18 protein-coding genes are annotated in these 18,414 nt (G+C 72.9%); 11 read left to right on the forward strand and 7 right to left on the reverse strand.

The window, feature by feature from the left end:
* Positions 1 to 206 precede the first annotated feature (206 nt).
* From ACIQVI_RS10240 to ACIQVI_RS10255, 4 genes are all read left to right on the forward strand, one after another.
* Entirely contained in the window at positions 207 to 1,535 is a 1,329-nt protein-coding gene (locus tag ACIQVI_RS10240; RefSeq protein ID WP_351971843.1) for a glycosyltransferase family 4 protein, read from the forward strand.
* Between the two features lie 67 nt (positions 1,536 to 1,602).
* A complete protein-coding gene (locus tag ACIQVI_RS10245) occupies positions 1,603 to 2,337 on the forward strand; it encodes a class I SAM-dependent methyltransferase (protein ID WP_351971844.1) in 735 nt (244 codons plus the stop codon).
* On the forward strand, positions 2,334 to 3,425 hold the full coding sequence (locus ACIQVI_RS10250; RefSeq protein WP_351971845.1) for a prenyltransferase: 1,092 nt from the start codon (positions 2,334 to 2,336) through the stop codon (positions 3,423 to 3,425). Before ACIQVI_RS10245 ends, ACIQVI_RS10250 begins: the two co-directional genes overlap by 4 nt.
* 100 nt (positions 3,426 to 3,525) lie before the next feature.
* Positions 3,526 to 4,086 carry a hypothetical protein gene (locus ACIQVI_RS10255; protein ID WP_403593513.1) on the forward strand — a complete coding sequence of 187 codons (561 nt, stop codon included), beginning with the start codon at positions 3,526 to 3,528 and terminating at the stop codon, positions 4,084 to 4,086.
* 74 nt (positions 4,087 to 4,160) lie between these two features.
* On the opposite strand, the gene ACIQVI_RS10260 is transcribed toward ACIQVI_RS10255, so the two are convergent.
* Both ACIQVI_RS10260 and ACIQVI_RS10265 read right to left on the reverse strand, forming a co-directional pair.
* Positions 4,161 to 5,009 (reverse strand): DUF5336 domain-containing protein, encoded by an 849-nt coding sequence (locus tag ACIQVI_RS10260; protein ID WP_351971847.1) that lies wholly within the window; start codon positions 5,007 to 5,009, stop codon positions 4,161 to 4,163.
* Between the two features lie 114 nt (positions 5,010 to 5,123).
* Entirely contained in the window at positions 5,124 to 6,023 is a 900-nt protein-coding gene (locus tag ACIQVI_RS10265) for an N-acetylmuramoyl-L-alanine amidase (RefSeq protein ID WP_403593516.1), read from the reverse strand.
* A 555-nt stretch (positions 6,024 to 6,578) separates the two neighbouring features.
* Here ACIQVI_RS10265 and ACIQVI_RS10270 point away from each other — a divergent pair.
* Complete coding sequence (locus ACIQVI_RS10270) at positions 6,579 to 8,243, forward strand: hypothetical protein (RefSeq protein ID WP_403593519.1); 1,665 nt, start codon at positions 6,579 to 6,581, stop codon at positions 8,241 to 8,243.
* Between the two features lie 64 nt (positions 8,244 to 8,307).
* Here the strand turns inward: ACIQVI_RS10270 and ACIQVI_RS10275 are convergent, their stop codons facing one another.
* Both ACIQVI_RS10275 and ACIQVI_RS10280 read right to left on the reverse strand, forming a co-directional pair.
* Complete coding sequence (locus ACIQVI_RS10275) at positions 8,308 to 8,937, reverse strand: class I SAM-dependent methyltransferase (protein WP_351973907.1); 630 nt, start codon at positions 8,935 to 8,937, stop codon at positions 8,308 to 8,310.
* A 46-nt stretch (positions 8,938 to 8,983) separates the two neighbouring features.
* Positions 8,984 to 9,340: an ATP-binding protein gene (locus ACIQVI_RS10280; RefSeq protein WP_403593522.1), complete on the reverse strand. Its 357-nt coding sequence runs from the start codon at positions 9,338 to 9,340 to the stop codon at positions 8,984 to 8,986.
* Positions 9,341 to 9,475: 135 nt separating this feature from the next.
* Here ACIQVI_RS10280 and ACIQVI_RS10285 point away from each other — a divergent pair, with 135 nt between their 5' ends.
* Genes ACIQVI_RS10285 through ACIQVI_RS10295 form a run of 3 tightly spaced genes read left to right on the forward strand, consistent with a single transcriptional unit; the run spans position 9,476 to position 10,999 of the window.
* Positions 9,476 to 10,327: a Scr1 family TA system antitoxin-like transcriptional regulator gene (locus ACIQVI_RS10285; RefSeq protein WP_403593525.1), complete on the forward strand. Its 852-nt coding sequence runs from the start codon at positions 9,476 to 9,478 to the stop codon at positions 10,325 to 10,327.
* Entirely contained in the window at positions 10,287 to 10,568 is a 282-nt protein-coding gene (locus ACIQVI_RS10290; protein ID WP_403593528.1) for a DUF397 domain-containing protein, read from the forward strand. The genes ACIQVI_RS10285 and ACIQVI_RS10290 overlap by 41 nt, the downstream gene beginning before the upstream one ends.
* Before the next feature lie 20 nt (positions 10,569 to 10,588).
* A complete protein-coding gene (locus tag ACIQVI_RS10295; RefSeq protein WP_403593531.1) occupies positions 10,589 to 10,999 on the forward strand; it encodes a hypothetical protein in 411 nt (136 codons plus the stop codon).
* Here ACIQVI_RS10295 and ACIQVI_RS10300 read toward each other — a convergent pair.
* A complete protein-coding gene (locus ACIQVI_RS10300) occupies positions 10,977 to 11,822 on the reverse strand; it encodes a hypothetical protein (RefSeq protein ID WP_403593534.1) in 846 nt (281 codons plus the stop codon). The two genes, ACIQVI_RS10295 and ACIQVI_RS10300, sit on opposite strands and share 23 nt — an antisense overlap.
* A gap of 92 nt (positions 11,823 to 11,914) precedes the next feature.
* Between ACIQVI_RS10300 and ACIQVI_RS10305 the strand changes: the two genes are divergently transcribed.
* Positions 11,915 to 12,295, forward strand: a complete 381-nt coding sequence (locus ACIQVI_RS10305) for a hypothetical protein (protein WP_403593537.1) — start codon at positions 11,915 to 11,917, stop codon at positions 12,293 to 12,295.
* A gap of 128 nt (positions 12,296 to 12,423) precedes the next feature.
* Here the strand turns inward: ACIQVI_RS10305 and ACIQVI_RS10310 are convergent, their stop codons facing one another.
* Complete coding sequence (locus ACIQVI_RS10310; protein ID WP_403593540.1) at positions 12,424 to 12,780, reverse strand: hypothetical protein; 357 nt, start codon at positions 12,778 to 12,780, stop codon at positions 12,424 to 12,426.
* Between the two features lie 93 nt (positions 12,781 to 12,873).
* Positions 12,874 to 16,224: an ALF repeat-containing protein gene (locus tag ACIQVI_RS10315; protein ID WP_403593543.1), complete on the reverse strand. Its 3,351-nt coding sequence runs from the start codon at positions 16,222 to 16,224 to the stop codon at positions 12,874 to 12,876.
* 546 nt (positions 16,225 to 16,770) lie between these two features.
* Between ACIQVI_RS10315 and ACIQVI_RS10320 the strand changes: the two genes are divergently transcribed.
* On the forward strand, positions 16,771 to 17,277 hold the full coding sequence (locus ACIQVI_RS10320; RefSeq protein ID WP_403593546.1) for a hypothetical protein: 507 nt from the start codon (positions 16,771 to 16,773) through the stop codon (positions 17,275 to 17,277).
* A gap of 153 nt (positions 17,278 to 17,430) precedes the next feature.
* The coding region (locus tag ACIQVI_RS10325) for a trypsin-like serine protease (protein WP_403593549.1) at positions 17,431 to 18,414 on the forward strand (984 nt) is incomplete at its 3' end.

Raw genomic sequence — 18,414 nt, forward strand, 5'->3', positions numbered from 1 at the left:
GAGTCCCGTTCCGTGCGGTGGGGAGCGACAGTATGGCGGCGTCGTCGCCGTGGCGCGAATCACCCGCTCCGGATCTCACCGCGGCGCTACCTGCCGGTAGATTCTGTCCTTCCCGGACGACCTGACGACGGCCGAGTCTGTAACTTGTTCTAGATTAACGCCAGCGGTTACGCTCCGGCGAAACGCACGCTCGAAGGGGGCCGCGCATGACCGCCGAGGCCGTAGAGGCAGGCCCCCGACAGGCCGTCACCGACCCCGGTGACGGTCCGTTGCGGATCGCTCTCCTCACGTACAAGGGGAACCCCTTCTGCGGAGGCCAGGGCGTCTACGTCCGGCACCTCTCCCGCGAGCTCGCCCGCCTCGGCCACACCGTCGAGGTCATCGGCTCCCAGCCGTACCCGACCCTCGACGAGGGCGTGCCGCTCACCGAGATCGCCAGCCTCGACCTCTACCGCTCCCCGGACCCCTTCCGGACCCCGAAGCGCGACGAGTACCGCGACTGGATCGACGCCCTGGAAGTCGCCACCATGTGGACCGGCGGCTTCCCCGAGCCGCTCACCTTCTCCCTGCGGGCCCGGCGGATGCTCGCCGCCCGCCGCGGCGACTTCGACGTCGTCCACGACAACCAGACCCTCGGGTACGGACTCCTGGGCGGCCCCCGCGCGCTCGGCGCGCCCCTGGTCACCACGATCCACCACCCCATCACCGTCGACCGGGGCCTCGAACTCGACGCCGCCGACGGCTGGAAGCGCCGCCTCTCGGTCCGCCGCTGGTACGCCTTCACCACCATGCAGAAGCGGGTCGCCCGCCGCCTGCCGTCCGTGCTCACCGTCTCCGGCACCTCCCGCCAGGAGATCGTCGAGCACCTCGGCGTACGGGAGGACCGCATCCGGGTCGTCCACATCGGCGCCGACACCGCCCTCTGGTCCCCGGACCCCTCGGTCGCCGAGGTCCCCGGCCGGATCGTCACCACCTCCAGCGCCGACGTCCCCCTCAAGGGCCTGATCCACCTGATCGAGGCGCTCGCCAAGCTCCGCACCGAGAACCCCGACGCGCACCTCGTCGTCGTCGGCAGGCGCGCCGAGGACGGCCCGGTCGCCCGGGCCATCGAGCGGTACGGCCTCGAAGGCGCCGTCGAGTTCGTCAAGGGCATCAGCGACGCCGAGCTCGTCGACCTCGTCCGCTCCGCCCAGGTCTCCTGCGTCCCCTCGCTCTACGAGGGCTTCTCGCTGCCCGCCGCCGAGGCCATGGCCACCGGCACCCCGCTCGTCGCCACCACCGGCGGCGCGATCCCCGAGGTCGCGGGCCCCGACGGCGAGACCTGCCTCGCGGTGCCGCCCGGCGACGCGGGCGCGCTCGCCGCCGCCCTCGGCCGGGTCCTCGGCGACCCGGAGCTGCGCGCCCGGCTCGGCGCCGCCGGACGGGACCGGGTTCTGGACCGCTTCACCTGGGCCCGCGCGGCCCGGGGCACCGCCGAGCTCTACCGCGAGGCGATCGCCCGCCGGGGCGCCGCCTCCCCACGCGCCCGCCGGTGACCACCGCGCACGCCCCGCACCACCTCCACCCGCACCGCCCCCGTCCCGACCGCGAAGGCAGGCCCTCGTGCTGACCGTCGACTTCACCCGCTTCCCGCTCGCCCCCGGCGACCGCGTGCTCGACCTGGGCTGCGGTGCGGGCCGGCACGCCTTCGAGTGCTACCGGCGCGGGGCCCGGGTGGTGGCCCTCGACCGGAACGCCGAGGAGATCCGCGAGGTCGCCAAGTGGTTCGCGGCCATGAAGGAGGCCGGGGAGGCCCCCGCCGGCGCGACCGCCACCGCGATGGAGGGCGACGCCCTCAACCTGCCCTTCCCCGACGCGTCCTTCGACGTCGTCATCATCTCCGAGGTCATGGAGCACATCCCGGACGACAAGGGCGTCCTCGCCGAGATGGTCCGCGTCCTCAAGCCGGGCGGCCGGATCGCCGTCACCGTCCCCCGCTACGGCCCCGAGAAGGTCTGCTGGACGCTCTCCGACGCGTACCACGAGGTCGAGGGCGGCCACATCCGCATCTACAAGGCCGACGAGCTCCTCGGCAAGATCCGGCAGGCCGGCCTCAGGCCGTACGGCACCCACCACGCGCACGCGCTGCACTCGCCGTACTGGTGGCTCAAGTGCGCCTTCGGCGTCGACAACGACAAGGCGCTGCCGGTCCGGGCGTACCACAAGCTCCTGGTCTGGGACATCATGAAGAAGCCCGCCCTGACCCGGGTCGCCGAGCAGCTGCTCAACCCGGTCGTCGGCAAGAGCTTCGTGGCGTACGCGACCAAGCCGCACCTCCCGAAGGCCGATGCCGAGTGACGAGCCCCGAGCGGATCGCGGAACACCTCGTCCTGCCCGGGGTGCTCACCGCCGAGCAGGCCGCCGAGACCGTCGCCGGGATACTCGCCGTCCAGCGCGAGGACGGCGCCATCCCCTGGTTCCGCGGCCACCACCTCGACCCCTGGGACCACATCGAGGCCGCCATGGCCCTGGACGCGGCCGGCGAGCACGCCGCCGCCGCCCGCGCCTACGAGTGGCTCGCCCGGCACCAGAACGGCGACGGCTCCTGGTACGCGGCCTACCACGACGGCGACCCGGAGCGGGTCACCGACCGGAGCCGGGAGTCCAACTTCGTCGCGTACGTGGCGGTCGGCGTCTGGCACCACCACCTGTCCACCGGCGACGACGCCTTCCTCGACCGCATGTGGCCCGTCGTCTACGCGGCCGTGGAGTTCGTCCTCGGGCTCCAGCAGTCCGGCGGCCAGATCGGCTGGAAGCGGGAGCCGTCCGGCGAGCCCGTCGCCGACGCCCTCCTCACCGGCAGCTCCTCGATCCACCAGGCCCTGCGCTGCGCCCTCGCGATCGCCGAGGCCCGCGAGGAGCCGCAGCCGGACTGGGAGCTGGCGGCCGGGGCCCTCGGCCACGCGATCCGCCGCCACCCCGAGCGCTTCCTCGACAAGTCCCGCTACTCGATGGACTGGTACTACCCGGTCCTCGGCGGCGCGGTCACCGGCGAGGAGGCGCGGGCCCGGATCGACGCGTCCTGGGACGCGTTCGTCGTGCCCGGCCTCGGCGTGCGCTGCGTGGTCCCCAACCCGTGGGTGACCGGCGGCGAGAGCTGCGAACTCGCCCTCGCCCTCTGGGCGGTGGGGGAGTCCGACCGGGCCCTGACGATCCTCCAGGACGTCCAGCACCTGCGGGCCGCGAACGGCATGTACTGGACGGGGTACGTCTTCGAGGGCGACACGGACGCCGACAAGGCGATGTGGCCCGAGGAGCAGACCAGCTGGACCGCCGGGTCCCTGCTGCTCGCGGTGGCCGCGCTCGGCGGCGAGGAGGCCACGGTCGCCGTCTTCGGCGGCGAACGCCTCCCGGTCGGCCTCGCGCCGGACTGCTGCGGGGACTGACCCCCTCCCCGAAGGACCGGTACCCGTACGGAGTCGCCCCGCTGGCGCCCGTACGGCCCGGGGGCGAGGCTGGCGCCACAGCCCCCAGGGAGGTCCCGCCGTGCCCGGAACCCTTACGCGCGGAGCCGTGGCGCTGCCGCTGTGCTGCGCCCTGCTCCTGACCACCGCCGCCTGCGGCGGGAACGACGACGCGGGGAGCGCGAGCGCCTCCGCGAACCCGTCGGCGTCCCCGGCCCCGTCGGGCAGCGCCGAGCGGCAGAGACTGGCCAAGACCCGGTTCGTGGCCAACGCCGGTCTCGCCGCGGGCGCCACGTACCAGTGGATCGTGAAGCCGTACCGCGCGGGCACGTTCAAGAAGGGCGCGGACGGGCGCACCTTCGCCCTGGTGAAGGCCGGTCTCGCGGGCGCGTTCGCCTACAACCGGCTCAAGGCGGCGGCGGACAACGCCAAGGGCGACCCGCTGCTCTCCAAGGCGGTCGCGCCGCTCACCGCCGGGATCGACTCGCTCAAGGACCTCGGCACCAAGTTCCGCAAGGGGGAGGTCGGCGAGGGGGACGTCGGCGCCTTCGAGAGCGTGATCAACAGCGTCAAGGAGGCGGGGAGGAGCGCGGGCGCGGAGGTCAAGGACCAGGTGCCCAGCACGTCCCAGCTCGGAGGGTGACGGCCGGGGAACGACGACGGCCCCCGTCCGGACCGAGGATCCGGACGGGGGCCGCGCGCTGTGTACGGGACCGGTCAGCCGCGCTGGATGCCGGTGGTGTCCTGGAGGACGCCGCGGCGCCCGTCCTGCGTCTGGGCGACCAGGGCCTGGCCGCGCTGCTCGACCGCCAGGTACCAGGTGCCCGGCGCCAGCTCGGCGATCGGGGCCTGTCCGCCGTCCTCCGCGTACAGCGGACGGGCGACCGGGACCGCGAACCAGAACGGGGCGAAGTCCGAGGCCGGCTGCGCCGGGGCCTGCTGGGGCTCGGGCTGCTTCGGGGCCTGCGGCTGCGGGGCGGGCGCCTGCGCGCCGAAGGGCTGGCCGCCGTGCGAGGCGTCGTGCGCGCCCCCGTACGGCTGCTGCTGCGCACCCGGGTAGCCGTAGCCGCCGGGGACGCCCTGCGGGCCGGGCTGGCCCGGCTGCACGCCGTACGGCTGCGGGGCCTGCGGACGCGGCGCGCCCACCAGCGGGGCCTTGAGGGCCGGGACCAGCGGACCGGCGACCGCGGCGGCGGCCAGGACCAGGGAGGCGATCAGGCCGAGGATCAGACCGGCACCGGCGTTGGTCGCCTCGAAGATCCACATGAGCAGGGTCCACGCGGAGGCGATGGTGAACGCGGCACCGACCTGGCCGAGCTCCAGACCGGCCACCTTGCGCTGCTGCGGCAGGGCGCGGGAGGCGATGACGAGACCGGCGCCGGCGATGCCGAGGAAGAAGGAGCCCCAGCCGAGCGGCGACGCCTCCCACGAGTTCGGCGCGCTGTACTGGTCGCAGAACGAGGCGGGGCCCTCGCAGCCGGAGATGCCGAGGAACGAGGCGATGAACAGCACCACCGCTGCACCGATCAGCACGCCATCGCCTCGGGTGAGGGAGCGGATATTCACGTGAGAAGTCCTTCGTCGGGTCGTCGTCGCGTCGGTCGTCGTCGCGTCGGGGTGGCGCTCAAGTCCTGGCAGGGGGGCGGCCCCATCGTACGGAGAATCTATCGCCCGCCGGTTCTACCCCTGGAGGTAGGTGGCGATGCCGTCCGCGATCCCCTGCGCCGCCTTCTGCCGCCACGCCGCCGACGCGAGCAGCTGCGCGTCCTTCGGATCACGCATATTGCCGCATTCGACGAAGACCTTGGGGACGGTTGAGAGATTGAGTCCGCCGAGATCGTCCCGTACGTCCAACCCCGTACCGTTTCCCAGGTAGTTGGAGGGCGCGGTGTCGGTGGCGCGGGCGAACCGGTCCGCGATCCGTTCGCCCAGTTCACGGGAGGGTCCGACGATCTTCGCGGTGTCGGCGGCGCCCTCCCGCACGCGTGCGGGGAGGATCACATGGAATCCGCGGTGCCCGGCGGCCGAACCGTCCGCGTGGACGGAGACGACGGCGTCGGCGCGGGCCTCGTTGCCGGTCCGGGCCCGCTCGTCGATGCACGGACCCCAGGGGCGGTCGGCGTCGTGGGTGAACACCACCGTCGCCCCGCGCGCGGTGAGCAGGTCCCGCAGCCGGTGGGAGACGTCGAGGGTGAAGGAGGCCTCGGTGTACCCGTCGTTCGTCGACGTGCCCGTGGTGTCGCACTCCTTGCGGTTCGTCCCGATGTTCACCTTCTGGTTGATTTCCTTGGAGTGCCGGAAGTTCCCGGGGTTGTGCCCGGGGTCGACGACGACGGTCCGCCCGGCGAGGGACCGGCCCTCCGGAGCCGAGGGGGCGGGGGAGGAGGGGGTACGGCTCGGCCGCGGGGTGCTCGGGGTGCTCGGGGTGCTGGGGGCCGCCGACCGCTCCGGACCCTTCCCGGACGGCGGGTCGGCCGGGTCCGGGGCGGCCCCGCACCCGGCGAGCGCGGCGCAGCAGCCCGTGGCGGCGAGGACGAGGGCGAGGGTACGGCGGGCGGTCTTCCCGTGGTCGTTCGGCACCCCGCGACTTTAGGCCTTCGCGCGGCGAAAACCCGCACGGGTACGTCGCAGGTTGGTCACCGCCTCCGGAGAACGGTGGACGCGTGTGCGGGGACGGTGAAGGGTAGTCACAAGAGGCGACGGTGGCGTGTCACCGCGCATGGACCCACGAGGGGGACCGTGGTGGGGGAAGAACCGAACGACGCACGTCCCGAGCCGGCCGACAGGATCCCGGGCGGGGACGCACCGAACCGGCCGGACCGGGCCCGGGACCGGGGCCCGGCGGCCCCGGACCCGCGCGTGGCCCCGGCGTCTGAGGCACCGCCCTGGGCCCCCGTGCCCCCGGCGGGCCGGGCCCCGGAGGCCCCGGGGTCTCCCGGAGCCCCGGAGGCCCCGGGGTCTCCGGGGACCTCGGCGGCCCCGCCCCCGCCTGCGCAGCCGCCCGCCACGCCCACGCTCGCCTTCGGCCCGCCGCCGCAGGCGTCCGGACAGCCCGCCGGACAGCCGTCCGGGCAGAACCCGGGACAGCCGTTCGGCCGGCAGCCGGGACGGGCCCCGGGCGAGCCCTCCGGCGCGGTGCCCGTCGGGGCGGGCGCCACGCCCGACTACAGCTACGGCTACCCGCAGTCCGGCCCCGCGACCGCGCCCGGCTACGGCCCGCCGCCGGGCTACGGACCGCCGGGATACGGACCTCCCGGCTACGGCCCGCCGCCCGGCTACGGGGCGCAGCCCCCCGCCCAGCCGCCCGGCCCCGCGAACCCGGCGCAGGCCGCCGCGATCGGCCTGCTCAACCTCTCCGGCCTCGGCCTGGGGTACGTGCTCCTGCGCAACTGGATCGGCGCCGCGCTCTGCTGGCTCGCCACCGCCGCCCTGCTCGTGGTCGCGCTGCCCGCCGACGTCGACGGCGTGCCCTTCGGCGTCCTCGTCGGCTACGGCGTCTTCCTGCTCGCGGCCGCCGCCGACGGCTTCCGGCGCGGCCTGCGCGCCACCCTCCGGATCGGCACCGCCTTCCGGCGCCTGGCGCTGCCGCTCGCCCTGGTGCTGCTCGCCGTGCCCGCCGGGGGCTCCCTGGCGTACGGGGCGGCCCGCGACGAGGCGAAGGAGCAGGCCCTGCTCGCCCGCCTCACCACCGCCGACGAGCGGGTGAAGTCCGGCCAGGGCCTCCTCTTCGAGCGGGCCGAGCCGCTCTACCGCCTGGCGCTCGCCACCTACCAGGACCTCGGCACGAAGCACGCCGGGTCGCGGGCCGGGAAGCTGGTCCCCGCGCGCCTCGACGCGTACTACGAGCAGCTCTCCGCCCCGTACGCGAAGAAGGACTACTGCCGGGCGGTCGCGCCGCTCACGCACCTGCGTGGCCTGTCGGGCGCGGTCGACAAGGGCCTGCTCGGCACCCGCCCGGCCAAGACGGACGAGCCGCTGGCCGAGTCGCTCTACGAGTGCGGGACGGGCGCGCTCGGTGTGCAGTCGGCCGACCCGCCCGCCGAGAAGAGCCTGAACGCGCTCCTCGACACCTTCCCGGAGTCGGACCACGCGACCCGCGTCGAGCCGGCCGTCCGGGCGGCGGTCAAGACCCGGTCCACCGCCGTCGACGGCGCCGCCCCCTGCGAAGCCGCCGTGGAGCTGCGCACGATCCGCACCTCCGTGAACGCCCTGCCGGGCGCCGACTTCGACGGTGCCGCGCGGGAGACCTCGGCGGCCATCGAGAAGGGCGACTTCGCCTGCGGGACCTCGCAGTTCAGGAGCAAGGACTTCGACGACGCGGTCACGACCATGACGCAGTTCGCCAAGGACCACCCGAGCAGCCCGAAGGCCGCGCACGCGCGCTCGATCGCCATCGCCGCCGAGATCGCGGACGAGGAGGCCGAGGCCGGCAAGAGCTTGCCCCCGGCGAAGGCCCCCGGCGGCTCCCGGATGGTCATGGTGGTGAGCAACGACGGTCCCGGCTCGGTCGAGCTGCTCTACACGGGCCCGACCACGGGCAGGATCACGCTCAACGCGTGCGCGACCTGCACCAAGTACCCGAACCCGATCTTCGAGGGCTCGAAGAAGATCAAGGCGTGCACCGGCCCGTCCTCCAAGTATCCGAAGGCGACCCTGCTGCTGCCCGCCGGCAACTACCACTTCCTCCAGAAGCGGGCCGGCACCGGCACGTCGTCGGCGGGGGACACCAAGACGAGCAAGGCGAAGATCGAACCGGGCTACAGCTACACGAACTGCCTGTACGTGACGTCGGGGTTCTGACCCGATCCTCCCGGTCGGTGGCCGCTCTCCTCGGACGAGGGGGCGGCCACCGGCCGTTCCGGCCTCAGCGGCGGCGCAGCACCCGCAGCGAATCGGTGACCGAGACCTCCTCGAAGTCGCCCGACTCCAGGGCGCGGAGGTAGATCCGGTACGGGGCCTGGCCGCCGTCCTCCGGGTCCGGGAAGACGTCGTGGATGACGAGCAGACCGCCGGGGGCGACCTTGGGGGCCCAGCCCTCGTAGTCGTTCACGGCGTGCTCGTCGGTGTGCCCGCCGTCGATGAACACGAACCCGAGCTGCCCGGCCCACACCTTCGCGACCTGCGGCGAGCGCCCGACGACCGCGATCACGTGCTCCTCCAGGCCCGCCCTGCGCAGGGTGCGCCGGAAGGTCGGCAGCGTGTCCATGAGCCCCACCTCGGGGTCCACCACGGTCGGGTCGTGGTACTCCCACCCGGGCTGCTGCTCCTCGCTGCCCCGGTGGTGGTCCACGGTGACCGCGACCGTCCCCGCCCGCCGGGCCGCGTCCGCGAGCAGGATCGTGGACCGCCCGCAGTACGTCCCGACCTCCAGGAGCGGGAGCCCCAGCTTCGCGGCCTCGGCGGCCGCCCCGTACAGCGCGAGCCCCTCCCCGGCGGGCATGAATCCCTTCGCGGCCTCGAAGGCGGCGAGGATCTCGGGGCTGGGCTCGGACATGGTGGCTCCTACTGACGGGTACGGCGGTACGGGCGCCCATCGTGCCCTACGCGTCGCACTCGAACCACACCGTCTTCCCGCCGGCCCGCTCCTCGACCCCCCACCGGTCCGTCACGGCCTCCACCAGGACGAGCCCCCGCCCGCCCTCGTCCAGCGGCCCGCCCGCCTTCGCGACCACGGTCCCGGGCACCCCGTCCGCCACCTCCACCCGCAGCCCGTGCGGCTCGCGCAGGATCAGCACGGAACACCTGCGGCCCGGCACGTGCCGGACGACGTTCGCGACCAGCTCGGTGAGCGCGAGGGACGCGGGGTCGGACAATCGGACGAGTTCCCACCGCGTGAGGAACATGTGCAGGATGCGGCGCATGTGACCGGCCGAGTGCTCACCCACGGTGAAACCCATGCGATAACTCGACGCAAGTTCCGCAGGGTAGAGGTCTGTTGCCTGATTCATGCCACCAGAGTGGACGCTTTTCGTTACGCTCGGCTACGGCCTGAATACAACGCCTCGTCGCGTCGATCTGGGGGTGACCTCGTCGTGGTCAACGTCCGCAGCCTCGATCCCAGCGCTTCGCCGCTGGACTACTACGGAGCGGAATTACGCCGTCTGAGGGAGGACGCAGGGCTGAACCAGTCCCAGCTCGGTGCCGTCGTCTACTGCACGGGTTCGCTCATCGGCCAGATAGAGACGGCCAAGAAGGTCCCGACGAGGCGGTTCTCGGAACAACTCGACGCCGCGTTGATGACGGGCGGGACGTTCACGAGGCTGGTGGGCCTCGTGCTGAAGAGTCAGTTGCCTACGTGGTTCCAGCCGTATGCGGACATGGAGGCGCGGGCGACGTACATCTACTCCTTCCAGGCCGGTGTGGTGGACGGCTTGCTCCAGACACCGGAGTACGCGCGGGAGGTTCTGCGAACTCGGTCGGAGGGGGAGGACCTTGACGCCAAGGTCGCCGCTCGCATCGAGCGGCAGCGAGTGCTGGAGCGTGACACGCCCCCGTTGTGTTGGGTGGTGATGACCGAGGCGGTTCTCCGCCAGGAGGTCGGCGGACGCGAGGTCATGCGAGCCCAACTCGCCCATCTCTTGCGTATGCAGGAGCAGGAGTGGGTGAAGATCCAGATCCTTCCGTTCGCAGCCGGTGCTCACGCGGGGATGCCGGGCTCCTTCAACTTGCTGCGCTTTGACGACGACCCGGACATCGTCTACACCGAGGACTTCGTCCAGGGGCACATGACCGCCAATCCGTCCGCCGTCCGGGAGGGGTTCCTCCGTTACGATCACCTGCGAGCGGCTGCCCTCTCCGTAGAGGAATCGGCTCAACTGATCGCCCGCATCTTGGAGGAGCAGTATGGGGACCAACCAGAATCTGACGGGCGCGCGCTGGCGTAAGTCCTCGTACAGCTCGGACACCGGTGGCCAGTGCGTCGAGTGCGCTCCGCTCGGCAATGCCACCTGGCGCAAGTCCTCGTACAGCGGCGACACCGGCGGGCAGTGCATCGAGGTCGCCGACCTCACCGCCCACGTCGCCGTGCGGGACTCCAAGAACCCCGAAGGCCCCGCCTTCCTCGCGTCGCCGGCCGCCTTCACGGCCTTCGTGACGGCCGCCGCCGAGGGGCGCGTCGGCCGCTGACGGTGGCGACCCTCATAGGAATGGTGATCCTCGCCCTGGTCCTGCCGACCTGGGCGGGGATCACGTATGTGGGCCTCGTTCGGGCCCGCAGGGGCGACGAACTGCCCGCGCCCCGGTTGCCGGGGCCCCCTCGTACGCGCGCGAAGAAGGCCGCCTGGATCGCCGCGTCCGCCTACCTGGCCGGTGGCGCGCTGTACATGTACGGGCTCTCGTACATGCCGTTCCTCTTTCCTGAGGACGCCTGCTGGTTCAACGCGGGGGCGAAGGTCCACCCGGACTCCAGCAGCGCGCTCCCCGTCAGCCTGGTGTGCCGGGGGACGGAGATCGTGCCGTGGTGGGTGAACCCGGGGCTGCTCGTCCTCGCGGTGACCGCCGTCGGCGCGACGGCCGCGAGCGTCGTGTTCGCGGTCAGGCGCAGGCGCGCAGGGTGAGGGTCCAGGTGTCGACGGTGTAGCGGGTCGGTTCGGCGGCGTGCTGTTCCGCGACCACGGCCACGAGGCCGTCGCCGTCGCGGCGCAGGGCCCGTACGGTCGGGGCGGTGCGCGGACCGGCGGCGGGGCCGAGGTCGGCGAGGACGTACGTGTCGAGGTCCCGGTCGACGGCGCGGACGGCCGGCCCGTCGAGGAGGAGGATCGTTCCGTCGGGGAGGACGACCGGCTTCGGGGGCTGGGGGTCGCTCAGGGCGGGGCCGGGGACGACAGTGCCGCCGGGGAGGAGCCGGACGACACGGCCTTGGGTCGGCAGCCGGCGGTCGGCCTCGACCACGCGCAGCCCGGTGCCGACGACATAGTGCCCGTACGAGGGCCAGTGGTCGGTCTCGGCGCCCTCGCGGTCGTACGCGCGCGTCACGAACTCCCCGTAACCCTCCAGGCCGAGGACGAACCGTCCGCCGCCCCGCGCGGCGGCGCGCTCGCCGCGGAGTTCGGCGACGAGGCGGCCGTCGGCGAGGTCCAGGAGGAGCGTGGGACCGAGGAGGCCCCACGGGGTGTACTCCAGGGAGCTGGTCGTGACGAGGACGCGGTCGCCGGAGAGGTGGGCGGCGTTGGGGCGCCCGGCGAAGGAACGGGTCCAGCGGGTGTGCCCGTCGGCGTCGTGGAGGGCGACCGATCCGGGGGAGCCGTGGACGGCGAGGCCGCCCCGGCGGGCGAGGGGCGCACCGGCGGGCCGGGCCCCCTCGTACGGGGGCAGGCCCTCCGTCCGCCGGTGGTCCACGACGGACGCGCGCCACGGTCCGGCCCCTCGGATGCTCGCCATGCCGGGAGCGTAACGAACTCCGGTCGGCCGCTTCGGCCTTCGGGTTCCCGGGGGCCGTCGATTACGCTCGGCCGCGACGAGGGGGAGGCGGCGTGGACGGTGTCGGGAGCTGGTGGATCCTGGTCGAGACGACGACCTGGACCCACCGTGAATGGGAACTCGTCCGCACGGTCCCGGTCGACGGCGACCGCGACCGGGCCCTCGCGCGGGCGGCCGAACTGGCCCGCACCTGCGACGCTTCCGGCGGTGACTCCGACGACCCCGAGGCCGTGGGCCGCCGCGTCTTCCGCGTCTCGGAGACGAGCCGGCTGGTGGAGATCACCCGCTCCCGCTGGGACGAGTCCACCGGACGCCCCGCCACGACGACCACCCACGTCCGCGTCTCCGCCGCCGTACTGGAACACGCCCACGAGCCCCCGCCCGCCGAACCCCCGCCCCGGGGCCGCCTGCGCCGCGCCCTCGGCCGGGGCTGAGGGCTCCCGGCGGTGGGCTACGGACTTCTCCCCGCACAGGTTCGTCGGCGGCGAACCGCAGGCGCTGGACGGCTGAGGAGGGTTCTGACGGCCCCCGGGCACAGGCGGGCCGGGAGGGCGGGCAGGCGTCAGTGAGTCAACGCCATCGCGGCGAGGATCGCGCCGACGACACAGACGACGCAGAAGACGAGGTGGGAGGGCGGCCAGTCGTACCGCTCGCGCGTCACTCCCCGGTTGATCTCGTGGCTCCACCGGGTGAGCCGTGTACGCGTCGGGAAGAGCCCGATCGTCAGCCCGATCAGGGCGAAGGCGTACAGGGCCAGGTCGGCCACGGCCACGACGGGGACCCCGCACCCGATGACGACGGCCGGGTAGACGAGCCGGAACCGTCGTACGGGGATCCACGCCGCCATCGCGGAACAGTGGATCACGGTCGCCGCCGCGGCGATCAGCCACCACCACGTGCCGTCGAGGGACGGGAACAAGGGCGGTTCTCCTTTCGCGACCTGCGGGGGACGGGATGCGGGGGCCCGTGCGGAACACGGGCCCCCGCGGGCACGTCTACTTTCCGGCCCAGGTCAGAACCATGTGCTCAGCGTACCGATGATGGGTGACACGAGATCGTGGCCGAACTGGGTGACCTTCGTCGCGACCTTGCTGCCTCCGAGCGCACCGATCCACTTGGACTGGCCGAACGTCAGCAGGCCGAGGACGGCACTGCCGGCGGAGGCGGCGAACTCGCCGCTGGTGAACCCGTACTCGATGCCGGTGAACACGGCACTGAGGGCACCGGCACCGAGGGAAACGTAGCTCAAGGCGGTGGCGGCGACGGCAAGCGGCGGGACGACCAGACTCGCGATGCCGAGGCCGGCGGCGAGGAAGCCGGTGCCGATGCTGACGTAGTTGGCCGCGTCGGCCCACCACTTGGCATCCTCGTACCACTTCTCGCCGCCGGTGTTGCTGCCGTTCGGGTTGACCTGGTCGTGCGTGGGGCTGTCGGCCGGGTCGGTGTTCCTGTCCCGGTCCCGCTGGGCCTGGACGGCGGCCACCCGGGCGGCTTCCGCGATCTCGGCCTGTCGCTTCTGGCTGGCGATCCGGCGGGCGTCGGTCGCGGCGGCGGCTGCCACCTGGGCGTTCTGGCCGGCGGTGAGCGCGGACTGGCGGGCGCTCGCCGCCGAGGACTGGGCGCTGTACGAGGAGCTCAGGGCCCTGCGTGCCGCGTCGACCGCCTTGTTCGCGGAGTAGTTGGCCGAGCGTGCGGCACCGCGCGCGGTCTGCGCGGCGGCGCCGGCCGTCGCCGCCGACGCCTTGGCGTCCGCGGCGGACTTGTCCGCGGCGTCGGCGTGGGCCTTCGCCTGCGACGCGTACGCCTCGGCGGTGTCGGCGGCGATCTGGGCCTTGTCGGCCCACTCCGAGGCCTCCTGGGCCGCCTTGCGGGCCTCCGCCGCCACCTTCGAGGCCAGGGCCGCGTTCTGCTGCGCCTTGTGGGCGATCTTCGCGGCCGCCGCGATGGCCCCGCGGATCGCGGAGATGTGGGCCACGGAGTCGTGGTCGAGCTGTGAGGCCTTGTGCCGCTGGAGCTCGATGAAGTTCCGCCGCATCCACGTGGGGCCCTCGAGAGCCACCTCCGCGTACGCCTTGGTGTACTGGCCGCCGCCGCTGAGCAGGGTCGCGGCGGTGACCGCGTCGTCCTCCCGCACCGCGGCCGGGTAGGTGTTCTCGAAGAAGTCCTGGAGAGCCGTCGAGGTGTCGGCGTTGAGCGCGGCCTCGGCCGCCGCCCGCACGGCCTTCCCGGGGGAACGGCTGATGATCCGGGAGATCTGGACCCGGTTGTCGGACGCCGCGGCCTCGAGCAGACCGGAGGTCAGGAAGGCGCGCGTCGCCCGGGTGTCGGTGCTCGCCAGCGCCTGGTGCGCCGCCGTGCCGATCGCGGGGGCCGACACCTGGGCGAGGTAGAGGGCGGTCTCCCTGTCGTCCTGGTCCTGGGCGAGGCCCCGGTCGGTGTCGATCCACGCCCGGACGTCCGCCTCCGTGCCGCACAGCGCGAACTGCGCGGCCTCCCGGGTCCAGGCCCCCTTCGCGTTCAGCAGGCCGACGGCGGCCTTGCGGCCGAGGGTGACGGCCAGCGTCAGGTCGTTGCCCGCGAGGGCCTGCTCGGCCTGGGTGATCAGGGTCTGGAGCGCCTGCTCGGTCTGCTGGGCCTGGGTCCGCTTCCGCGCGAGTTCGGCCTGCTCCTCCGCCTCGATCTGGGCGAGCAGCCGGGCCTCCTCCAAGCCCTGCTGCTTCTGCTCGTTGAGGCGGGCCGACTCCGCGTTCCGGGCGGCCTGTTCGACCGCGATCGCCTGCTCGACCGCCTTGGTGGCGGCGTTGGCCGCCTGGACCGCCGCTGCGGCATGGGCGGTGGACTTGTTGGCGAAGTCGATCGCCTGACCGGCGTACTTCGCCGCCTCTTCCGCGGCGGCCGCGGCCTTCTCCGCGTGGGTGGCGGCCGAGTTGGCGGCGTCACGGGCCGTGCGGGCGGCCGTGGCGGCCGATTCGGCCAGGGCCTTGGAGGTGGAGGCCGCGTTGGTGGCCAGGTTGGCGGCGTTGCTCGCGATCTGCGCCTGACGCTTCGCCTCGGCGGCCTCCTTCTGGGCCACGCCCGAGGCCTGGGCGGCCTGGGCGGAGGCATTGGCGGCGGCGGCCGCGTTGCGGGCCGCGGAGGCGGCCGCGGAGCCCGCGCCGGCGGCCTGCGCCGAAGCGGTCGCCGCGTAGTCGGCGGCCTGGGCGGCCGACCGGGCCTGGGCCGCGGCATTGCGTGCGGCGACCGCGGCGTTCTTCGCGGCCTGCGCCTTGCCCGCGTCCTGCGACGCGGCGATCGCCGAGCTGTAGGCCACCGAGGCGGCGTGTCCGGCGGTGGCGGCCGCCTGGGAGGCGGCGGTGGCGGCCCAGGAGGCGCGCCGGGACGCTGTCACCGCGGCGTGGGAGGCCCTGATGGCGTTGCGGGCCGCGTCGGCGGCACCGGAGGCCGCCTTGGCGGCCTTGGTGGCGGCGGCCTTGGCCTTGGTCACGTCCGTTCCGGCCGCCGCGGCCTCGGCCGCCGCGTTCTGGGCGGCGGTCTTCGCCTTCTCGGCCGCGGTCTGGGCGCGCTCGGAGGCCTCCACGGCCAGGTTGGTCTCGGCCTGGGCCCGCTTGCCCTCCCGCTGGACCACGGCCACGAGTTCCTCGATGGTGGCCGACTCCTGGTCACGGGCGCGGGCGATGTGCTGACCGGTGTCGAGGAACCAGCGGACGTCCGTCTCGGTGCCGCTGAGGGCGCGGTCCGCGTACTTCCGTACCTCCGGACCGGCGTTGAACATCAGGGTGGAGACCTGGACGCGCATGTCCTCCAGGTGCGCCGTGTACTGGCCGTCGGTGAGGAAGGCCTCCAGCGCCGTCCGGGTGTCGGCGTCCAGGGCCTTGGACGCCTCCCTCTTGACTCCCCGGCCGCCGGTGCTGGACACGGTGGACGTCGCCACCCGGAGGTCCTCCAGGACCGCGGTCTTGAACCCGCCGGCGACGAAGGCGTTGATGGCGCTGTCGCCGCCGTCGATGGCGGCGGTCGCCTCGCGGCGCAGTCCCTTGCCCGCGGTCGCGAGGTAGGTGAAGAGGGCGACGTAGTTGTCCTGCTGGGTCGCCTTCGGCAACGTCTGGAGGAGGAAGGCCTGCACGTCGGCGTCCGAGCCGTAGAGGGCCTCGGCCGCCGCTGCCTTGACGGCCCGCCCTCCCAGCATCCACGCCTTGACCACCTTGGCGCGCTCGGTGTCCGGCAGCGCGAGGGGCTCCGGCGTACCGGCCCCGCCGTCGGCCGCGTGACCGACGGGTGCGAGCGACAGGGGAGAGGCGGCGGCGGCCGCGACGGCGGTCGCGACACCGACGAAGCGTCGCCTGCTCCAAAACGTGTTCTGCATATGGGTAATGCCCCCCTGGGCCGCGATATGAGCCCATGACAATGACCGCCACATGTCTGGCGATTCGGCGCACCCAACCTACGTTCGGATCCCCGGTATTTCAATCAAGCGATGTCAGGTCCAGGGAAGGAATGGAATCGCATGAAACAAAAGGTCGGGAAGGCGACGAAGGGGGGAGTGCTCACATCGGCACCCAAAAGGTAAATGTACACGCCAAGCAGTCGGTGCTTCCGCAAGATCTTCACGAAATTCTCCACAACCATCACGCCTTGTGGTGGAGATCACCATGGTTGACGAGCTTCTTTGCGGTCGACTTGACGAACTATCAGTGGACGGGGGTGGCCCTGCGAAGCTTTCATGGGCGGGCCGCAGAAGGTCCCGATCCGGTTTCTGGGAGAATTTCCAGTGCCCGGATCCCGGCATAATTAACCGCGTGGGGGCGCGGGTGTGCCGATGCGCTTATCGTGGCACCGGGGGAGTCTCAGGATGTTCATGCCTGCTCAGTTCCCTCCGGCATTCATCGGGAATTCAAGAAACGAGACAGTCATGAAGTTCATTCGTCGCGCAGTGGTCGCGGCCGCGGCCGTGGGAGCCGCTCTCGGTCTGTTCGCGACCGGTGCCGTGGGCGGTGCCGAGCCCGCCGATCAGCTCCGCGTCACGCCGGTGGCCGACGAAGCCCCGGGGTACGCGGTGGAGACGTTCTCCTACCCCGACGCCGCGAAGATCCTGGCCGAGCAGGGCATCACCCTGAAGCGCGGCGACGGCCACATCCTCCTCGCCCCGTGCGGAAGCGGGACCGATCTCCTCGAAGTGTGGGCGCGTGACCGCGACAAGGTCTGCTTCAAGGTGACCGGCAGCAGCGGCTTCCTCAGCCTGGACATCCCGGCCGTCTTCGCCATCAAGGGCAACGACTACAGCACCTCGGTCGACATGACGGTGGGCGCCGAGCAGAAGTCCTTCGACCTCCTCAAGAACGCCTGGACCTCCGTCGGGGAGGCCACCGACCCCGAGGGCCGCGACCACGCCCTCGTGGAGATCACCGCGAAGCGCTGACGGGCCTCACCGACACCCGGCGACACCCGGGCCGGCCGGCCGGGCGCCGACCGGCGTCCATGCCGACGCGCGGCGCCGACTCCCGGTCCCACCAACCCATTTGACGAGACGCTCCCTCTTCGCGGGACGCCTCATTGTGAAGGAACACTCACCATGACCAAGCGCTCGCAGTCCTTGTGGGTCACCAGTGCGGTGGCGGCGTTCGCCGCCGTCCTCACCACGGCTCCCGCGAACGCCCTCAACGGCGCCGACGCCACCACCGGACTGAACTTCGTCGCCAAGATCAACGTCGGGGACAAGACCGCCTGCACCGGCTCGCTCGTGGCCGAGCAGTGGGTCCTCACCGCTGCGTCCTGTTTCAGCTCCGCCGGCATCTCCACCAGCGGCAAGCCCGCACTCGCCACGACGGTCACCGTCGGCCGCACGGACCTGACGCAGACGGGCGGCAGCGTGCAGCCGGCCCTCGCCCTGGTCCCGCACGCCGACCGCGACCTCGTCCTCGTCCGGCTCAGCACCCGGATCGCCGGCACGGCCGTCAAGCCCGTGCAGATCGCCTCCGCCCCCGCCGCGGACGGCGAGCAGTTGACGAAGGCGGGCTTCGGGCGCACCAAGACCGAGTGGGTGCCCAACAAGCTGCACGCCGGCAAGTTCACCATGGCCTCCGCCACGGGCACGGCGGTCAACCTCGACGGCTCCGACACCGCGACGGTGTGCCAGGGCGACGCCGGAGGGCCCACCCTGCGCACGGTCAACGGCGTTCCCCAGCTCGTGAGCGTCACTTCCCGGTCCTGGCAGGGCGGCTGCCTCGGCATCGACCCCGCCGAGACCCGCACGGGAGCGGTCGACACCCGCGTCGACGACCTGGCCGGATGGGTGAAGGAGGTCGTCAGCCGCGAGAAGGTCACGCCCGCCGACATCGACGGCGACGGCAAGGACGACCTCGTCCTCCAGCGGATCGACGGCTCCGTCGTCGTCCACCGCAACCTCGGCACCACCTTCGGTCCGGGCACCGTCATGTCGACCGGCTGGGGCCGCTTCCTGACCGGTACCGACATGGGTCGCCTGTACTTCGCGGACATCACTGGTGACGGCAAGGCCGATCTGATCGTCCACGGTACGGACGGCAACGTGGCGGTG

The sequence above is a fragment of the Streptomyces sp. NPDC098101 genome (assembly GCF_044760185.1).
GTDB lineage: Bacteria > Actinomycetota > Actinomycetes > Streptomycetales > Streptomycetaceae > Streptomyces.